10 protein-coding genes and 1 tRNA gene are annotated in these 6,307 nt (G+C 57.3%); 1 reads left to right on the forward strand and 10 read right to left on the reverse strand.

Going from position 1 to position 6,307, the window contains the following annotated elements; genetic code table 11:
* The 5 genes from AC04MI_RS22495 to AC04MI_RS22515 form a co-directional block, all read right to left on the reverse strand.
* A partial coding sequence (locus AC04MI_RS22495; protein ID WP_476498748.1) for a hypothetical protein occupies positions 1-679 on the reverse strand: 679 nt, incomplete at its 3' end.
* Positions 680-802: 123 nt separating this feature from the next.
* Entirely contained in the window at positions 803-1,648 is an 846-nt protein-coding gene (locus tag AC04MI_RS22500; protein ID WP_476498749.1) for an NYN domain-containing protein, read from the reverse strand.
* Positions 1,649-1,673: 25 nt separating this feature from the next.
* Positions 1,674-1,982, reverse strand: a complete 309-nt coding sequence (locus AC04MI_RS22505) for an AbrB/MazE/SpoVT family DNA-binding domain-containing protein (RefSeq protein ID WP_476498750.1) — start codon at positions 1,980-1,982, stop codon at positions 1,674-1,676.
* A 200-nt stretch (positions 1,983-2,182) separates the two neighbouring features.
* Positions 2,183-3,523 carry a tyrosine-type recombinase/integrase gene (locus AC04MI_RS22510; RefSeq protein WP_476498751.1) on the reverse strand — a complete coding sequence of 447 codons (1,341 nt, stop codon included), beginning with the start codon at positions 3,521-3,523 and terminating at the stop codon, positions 2,183-2,185.
* Between the two features lie 252 nt (positions 3,524-3,775).
* Positions 3,776-3,943, reverse strand: a complete 168-nt coding sequence (locus tag AC04MI_RS22515) for a hypothetical protein (protein WP_436077088.1) — start codon at positions 3,941-3,943, stop codon at positions 3,776-3,778.
* Between the two features lie 147 nt (positions 3,944-4,090).
* On the opposite strand from AC04MI_RS22515, the gene AC04MI_RS22520 reads away from it, so the two are divergent.
* Entirely contained in the window at positions 4,091-4,297 is a 207-nt protein-coding gene (locus AC04MI_RS22520; RefSeq protein WP_233193769.1) for a hypothetical protein, read from the forward strand.
* A gap of 81 nt (positions 4,298-4,378) precedes the next feature.
* On the opposite strand, the gene AC04MI_RS22525 is transcribed toward AC04MI_RS22520, so the two are convergent.
* The 5 genes from AC04MI_RS22525 to AC04MI_RS22545 all read right to left on the reverse strand — a co-directional run.
* A complete protein-coding gene (locus AC04MI_RS22525; protein WP_436077510.1) occupies positions 4,379-4,690 on the reverse strand; it encodes a single-stranded DNA-binding protein in 312 nt (103 codons plus the stop codon).
* 236 nt (positions 4,691-4,926) lie between these two features.
* Positions 4,927-5,003 (reverse strand) — tRNA-Pro (locus AC04MI_RS22530).
* Positions 5,004-5,033: 30 nt separating this feature from the next.
* A complete protein-coding gene (locus AC04MI_RS22535) occupies positions 5,034-5,468 on the reverse strand; it encodes a MerR family transcriptional regulator (RefSeq protein WP_476498752.1) in 435 nt (144 codons plus the stop codon).
* Between the two features lie 97 nt (positions 5,469-5,565).
* Complete coding sequence (locus AC04MI_RS22540) at positions 5,566-5,892, reverse strand: integration host factor subunit alpha (RefSeq protein ID WP_056063789.1); 327 nt, start codon at positions 5,890-5,892, stop codon at positions 5,566-5,568.
* Between the two features lie 25 nt (positions 5,893-5,917).
* On the reverse strand, positions 5,918-6,307 hold a 390-nt coding region (locus tag AC04MI_RS22545; protein ID WP_476498753.1), incomplete at its 5' end, for a phenylalanine--tRNA ligase subunit beta-related protein.

The following is a 6,307-nucleotide window of genomic DNA, read 5'->3' on the forward strand; positions in this document are numbered from 1 at the left end:
CTTCTTTGGCTTGAATCGAGATCGGAAGCGCCTGCGCCACCTCGCCAAAATCGACATTGATCCGATAAAAGTACTCTTGGATGTCAAGTCCGAGGATCGCGACATTGCGCTGCTCATCGACCAGGAGCTGCTTGGCCTTCCGGATGCCCGTGTCTCGCCACCGCGCGTACTGCTCGTGGTACTTCGTGAATAGTTCGAGCGACTCGTCCGTGACCCTGTTCAGCTTGTTTGACAGCCTCGATCCGCAGCATTCTGGAGCAAGCTGCGCGTCCAATTGCTTACCGTCCGTCATGACCCACAGAACGGCAATCAGATGGAGTTCAATAGCGCCATCGAAGAAGTAGTTGACCTTCTCGACTTCAATGACCTTGGTCGTCGTCACGTTCGTGATCAGGCGTCCATGCTCGGGGGCGCTCATCGCTTCGTCTCGGGGGCTGGCACTCAACTTCTTAGGCACCACCCGGAAGCCGATGTCCTTCAGCCACCCCTTGAAGCGACGGCTCTTTGAAGGCGACTCGCTATTCAACACGTCACGCACGACCTCCAGCCGCGCCTCGAAGTCCTCTGCGCACTCAAACGCAGCCAAGCGAGCGCGAAGTCGAAGGTCAGTCTTGTCATAGTAGACAAGGCTCTTCAGCTTTCGATATGCCTTGTCGAGGTCATCGGTGGTGAAGGGCATCTAGACTCGCAGTCATTTGGTGAAGATCTCTCGGACGCGAACAAAGGGCGCCCCGGTCTCGGCTACTCGAAGTACCTTGGCGGACAAACTCAGGTTGAAGCTGATTCAGCTCCGAGCAATCAGTTACAAAAAACACGGACCTTGCGCAGATCCCTTCTCAATCTCGGAAGTCATCGCCGCGGCTTCCAAAGCAGGTAAAGATGCCAGACGCACTGTCCAATGCCCACCTGCCTCTTGTTGCACAGCCAGCAGGTCATAGGTACGAAGCATGTCTACCAAGCCCGAATGACCGTAGACTTTTGGAGAAAACGCTGGGTCCATGCGTTTTAGGTACTGGCCCAACGGACCAAGATGCACCTTGCCTTCAGAAGTGTCGCTCGCCAAAAGAGTCACCGCTTCAACAACAAATCGTGGCCGTCGTTTGACAGGGGACTTGGGCTGCTCAACTTTTGACACTGAGCCGTTGGTCGATGATGAATCATTGGCGCTTTGCGATGAAGACTCTGTGCTTGGCAGCACAGGAGTGTCCGGCCGGACCCACTCAAAAAACTGGTCACTTGCGTTTCGCAGCGCGTCTGGAGATTTGGATTCCCCGACGATAAATACAGTTGCGCCACGCTCGCGCAACTTACGGCAAAGGTAGGCAAAGTCTGAGTCGCTGGTGACCAGGCAGTACGTATCGGCCCGCTGATCGAACATCGCTTCCATGGCATCTAGCGCCAGGGCGATGTCCGATGTGTTTTTACCAGCTGCGTATTGGTACTGCAGGCACGGCGTGAACGCAAGGCGGACAAGCGCCTCCTGCCATTTGTTCGTTAGGGTTGTGTGATTGCCATATCCACGGCGCAGTACCACCCTACCAAACTGGGCGACGACGCGTAGTGCGTATTCAAGAATTTCAGGTGAGGTGTTGTCGCAGTCAACAAGCACCGCAACGCGGGCTTCAGGAGCAGTCTGTGGAGTGCTCATGCAAAGCTGGACCCTTCTCTAAAGTTCACAGCAGCTCTCTCCCCACCGGCCCGCCGGTCATCCAGATGTCCTTCTTACTGGCCGCATTGATGGCCGCCAATGCTGCAGGATCGGTCGAGGCGCTAAGCTCGTCGAGCGTGTAGCGAGGAAGCGGCACGGGTTTAATGATTAGACGACGTTGGTCGATGGTGATCTCGACGTGCGCTCCGGCGTCCAGCTTCAGCTGGTCGAGGAACGACTGAGGGATCGACAACATGACTGACTCGCCTACCTGGTGCAACTGGGTAATATGCAAAAAAACTCCAACTCCGTTTCCTACGGACCCAATATACATCCCCGGAGCTAGATTGCATGCTGACCGATTCGGTTGTCTCTGCGTGCTCCGTCCATGAGGCAGCCATATCCTTCAGGCTTGTCGCGACGAACGCCCGTGTGCCGGTATCGATACCAAAAACTGGCTGAGCCATTGCGGTCTGCGCCTGGAAGGAGGCTCGCACGCCACAAGTGACTAAGCGACCCCGCCAGATTCTAGGTCTATGTGCGACGTGCCTCTAAATCCTCGGCGCCAGCATCAAGCAGACCCGCGAGCTTGAGGATATGACTTTCGATGGTTTCAGCGAATGGCCTCAAATCGTCGAGCGGCAAAATGGCATAGCCATCGGCCGTTCCTGAAGGTTGGTGCAACTGCATCTGATCAACGGCCCCGTGTGGGGCAACGCTGCGTCCACGCTGTTTGTACGCTCGCCGAAGGCCATGCGGTGTAAGGTAGCCAATCTCAGCAGTCTTGAGTGCTTTTGAAAGGCTGGCTCTGGCATCAACAATATGCCCACGCTTTCCGGTGCTTGCAAAGATGTATTCGTTAATTTTTGGCTGAGCGCTCAGTAGTTTTGCCAAGTATGGCGTCAGCGGAAGGGTCTTTGGCCCCCCCACCTTGTCTGCAAAAGTGACCTTCTGCCAACGGAAATCCACGTCTTCCCACTTCAGTGCGGCGACTGCTTCCTTGCGAATACCCGTCAAGAGCAACGCCTGAAGATACCTAGCCGCTGTTCGGTTGGGGAGCTGTTCCACCGCAGACCACCATGGTGCCACTTGTGCGGCACCTAGCACATCAGTACGACGAGTCACTGGAGGGAGGTTTTCCAATATTGCGGCTGAGCGACTTGCATCACGATTAACAAGCCGCCGGAAATCAGGCCGTGCGGAGCACCAACGAAGAAAGCCCCTAAATATCGAAAAAGCTCGGGCAGCCTGGTGTCGTCCACGAAGTGCCTCTGACTCGTACCAAGCCAGGAGTACATCTGCATCGATGGATGCAAGGGGCCGCCCCATCAGCGGGTGTAAAGGCCCTGCCTTGGTCAAGCCAGGGCCCCGCTTCTTCTTCGCCCCGCCGGGGGCCACCATCGCATGAAGGTCGGCGAGGTACCGCGGCTTCCACCCTTCCTTGCGCTTGGGCTTGCCCTGCATCAGGTAAACCGGCCACACATCGCCCACCAATGTGGATTGAGCTGCAGCCTGCTCCGTTGCTTCCTGGAGGGTCTTTGCTTTCCGGGCTGCGTTCTCGGCTTCGCCAATCCTGGGGTCCACCCCTTGCTCGGTAAGCCCGCGAAGACGGTGCGCTTCCGCTCGGGCATCAGCTATCGAAATGGTGGGCCACTCACCAAGAGCTCGGGTAAAAAGCCTTCCCTTGACCCTGGTCTCAAACTGCCAGTGCTTTCCGCCAGCAATAGTCACCCTGAGGCGCAGCCCTCTCTTTTCGGCGTCCCTGACAAGAACAAACTTTTTGTCTGGTGGACACGCGGCACGCTCAAGTAGGCCGTGGGTTAAGTCCTGGGGCTCGCTGAAGTCGATAGGGGCGTTTTTGCTTGGTCGTGCCATGAAGTCATCGTCCGTATAAATTTACAGACATTTTACAGACTGACACGGTGCATTTTGATGCATTCGGATCAACACAGCGACAAGTACAAAGAGCGACACATCTGCGTAAGTTGTTGTTTTATATGAATATCAATACCATTTGGAATACATATCAACGCATTGAACACATCATTCGTAATGAGAAGGTCGGGTATTCGATTCATCTCTCCGGCACCAAATGAAAAGCCCTGATTCGCAAGAGTCAGGGCTTTTTCATTGGCCGCTCCGGAGCAACAACCCAGCCCACCGCTGGATAACAGGAACTGGCGGTGCGACCAGGCGCAGATCAACCCACTGCCGGAACATGCGATACAGCATTGCCAACAGGAAACGCCGCCACTCGGTGAGCCCACCGCCATCGTCAACAATGGTGTCGGGCATGTGTTGCATCCGCCAGATGGCAGCTTAGGTATTTGCAAACATTGGCAACTGATGCAGACTGGCGCTTCAGCTTGCCACCACAGGTTGCCCGGTCAACTGGCAACAGGCCGCACACCAAAGTCTCACACCTCCACTACCAGCACCATCATGAGTGTCGAACGCAGAGGCAGCATGGACCGCCGCACTGGCAAGGATCGCCGCCAGGAAGAAAAAGGTCCTCCCACCAATTTCGAGCGGCGCCGAGCCATCGAGGCGCGCCAGCCCGAATTGACAGAGCTACACATGAGCGAGGATGAGCTCAAGGCATTGGGCTTTGCGCCCACGCCCAAAGGCAACCCTCGCAAGACAGGCTAGGTACAGCGCCTGGTCCGGGTGCGCTTGTGGGCGCGCCCTGCTGCGCGTGTCATCCCATGGCACAGCTTGCGCTGCATATGCCTACTGCTCGATGCCAGAGAGCGGCAGGCTGATCAACCGGTGTGCCACCATATCCAGCGCGGGCCTCGCGTTGCCTTGTTTGTCCGTCCAGACACGAGGATTCAAGCTGCCGGAAAGCGCCACCGAATCACCGTCGTGCAAGTGGTGAAGCGACGCGCAGAGACCCTCGTCAAAGGCGATGACGTTGATGAAAAGCACTTCGCCCTCTGCCGTGCTGGCTCTCACCTTCGCCAGTGTGTAGGCCTTGCCCGCTTTGTCCGTGCGGCGCTCCGCCTCACCGTAAAGCCGTCCGGCTACCAAGCCATCAATCATGAAGGTCTCCATGCCCATCGTGGGCGTGTTGTTGCGCCCCTCCCAGGCCCCGCGATCACTGCATGGCCAATGTCACCGGCAAGGGCGTCTGAAGTCGCCGCACGCACGGCACGCAGGCACAGTGTGTGCATGGAGCGATGCCCCACCACCGAACCGCAACGCTGACGCCGTTAAAACCAGCGGAGGAGAAAAGCAAAAAAGCCCAGAACCTTTCGGCTCTGGGCTTTTGCTATCAATGGTCGGCGTGGCGGGATTCGAACTCGCGACCCCTTGCACCCCATGCAAGTGCGCTACCAGGCTGCGCTACACGCCGACAAGACTTAGATTATATGCAGAAAAAAGCTCAGTTCAGAGAAAGTAGCGCACGAATTTCAAATAATTCTTGGCGCACTGCATTGGAGTCCAGGGAGAAGCCCGCAGCAACGATGGAAAGGTCGCGCGCGCTGTCCACCAGCATGCTGGGTGGCTCTGCGTCCTGCGATAGAGAAGCCTCGTCGGACCCAACAACTTCTCGCGCAGCATGTGCAAGCTCTTGCAGACGATTGCGCGCTCCACTGATGGTGAAGCCTTGGTCGTACAGCAGATCACGGATGCGGCGRATCATSAGCACCTCATGGTGCTGGTARTAACGCCGGTTGCCACGCCGCTTCATGGGCCGCAGCTGCGTGAACTCCTGCTCCCARTARCGCARMACRTGCGGYTTGACGCCGCAMAGCTCSSCMACCTCACCAATSGTGAAGTAKCGYTTGGCGGGAATGGAAGGGAGGGTGGTGCCCATGAGATGCGTGTTCAAACGGGAAAGCTTTCAAGCGTACTGCAGACCAGCCTGTACCGCCAGCCACCAAGAACATCTTGGCAACAAAAACAGCACAAACTCACGCAACAGCGGCCGTCTGAATCTGCTCCTTGAGCTTGCTGCTGGCATGGAAAGTCACCACGCGACGCGCCTTGATGGGTATGGCCTCGCCCGTGCGGGGATTGCGCCCGGGACGGGGAGCCTTGGTCCGGATCTGAAAGTTACCAAACCCCGAAAGCTTCACGTCCTTGCCTTCGACAAGGCTTTGGGCAATCAAGTCGAAGAAGGCATCGATCATGTCCTTGGACTCGCGCTTGTTCAAGCCGATCTGATCGAACAACAGATCCGCCAACTGCGCCTTGGTCAGTGCCGGTGTTTCCAGGCTTTCAACTGCGAATTCGATCATGGCTCGTCACTCCCCTTGGACATCATCACACCCGCAGACGGGCGCCCGTGCGCTGCGTCAACTGAGTGATCACGGATTGCATCGCTGCGTCGATTTCTGCCTCAGTAAGCGTGGCTTCATCGCGCCCCAGAGTGAGGCGCACGGCCAGGCTCTTCTCGCCGGGGGCCAAGCCACCCGCAGGCGCCTCTTCGCCCGCCCGCAGCGCCTTGGGCCGATACACGTCAAACAGCACGGCAGAGCGGAGCATGCCACCCGGAACGGCCTGCTCTACCGCACCCATGATGTCGGCGTGCGTCACGCGCTCTGCCACCACCACGGCCAAATCTCGTTCGACAGCCTGGTGTTTGGTCACCTGCTTGAACTGAGGCACCACACGCTGCAGCACGGCGTCAAGCTCCAGTTCGAACATCACAGG

Source organism: Acidovorax sp. LjRoot204, assembly GCF_056175785.1.

Excerpts from the sequence above, each read along its gene's own strand:
- AC04MI_RS22500 (WP_476498749.1), bottom strand. The coding sequence starts at position 1,648 with ATGAGCACTCCACAGACTGCTCCTGAAGCCCGCGTTGCGGTGCTTGTT.
- AC04MI_RS22505 (WP_476498750.1), bottom strand. The coding sequence starts at position 1,982 with ATGTATATTGGGTCCGTAGGAAACGGAGTTGGAGTTTTTTTGCATATT.
- AC04MI_RS22510 (WP_476498751.1), bottom strand. The coding sequence starts at position 3,523 with ATGGCACGACCAAGCAAAAACGCCCCTATCGACTTCAGCGAGCCCCAG.
- AC04MI_RS22515 (WP_436077088.1), bottom strand. The coding sequence starts at position 3,943 with ATGCCCGACACCATTGTTGACGATGGCGGTGGGCTCACCGAGTGGCGG.
- AC04MI_RS22520 (WP_233193769.1), top strand. The coding sequence starts at position 4,091 with ATGAGTGTCGAACGCAGAGGCAGCATGGACCGCCGCACTGGCAAGGAT.
- AC04MI_RS22525 (WP_436077510.1), bottom strand. The coding sequence starts at position 4,690 with ATGATTGATGGCTTGGTAGCCGGACGGCTTTACGGTGAGGCGGAGCGC.
- AC04MI_RS22540 (WP_056063789.1), bottom strand. The coding sequence starts at position 5,892 with ATGATCGAATTCGCAGTTGAAAGCCTGGAAACACCGGCACTGACCAAG.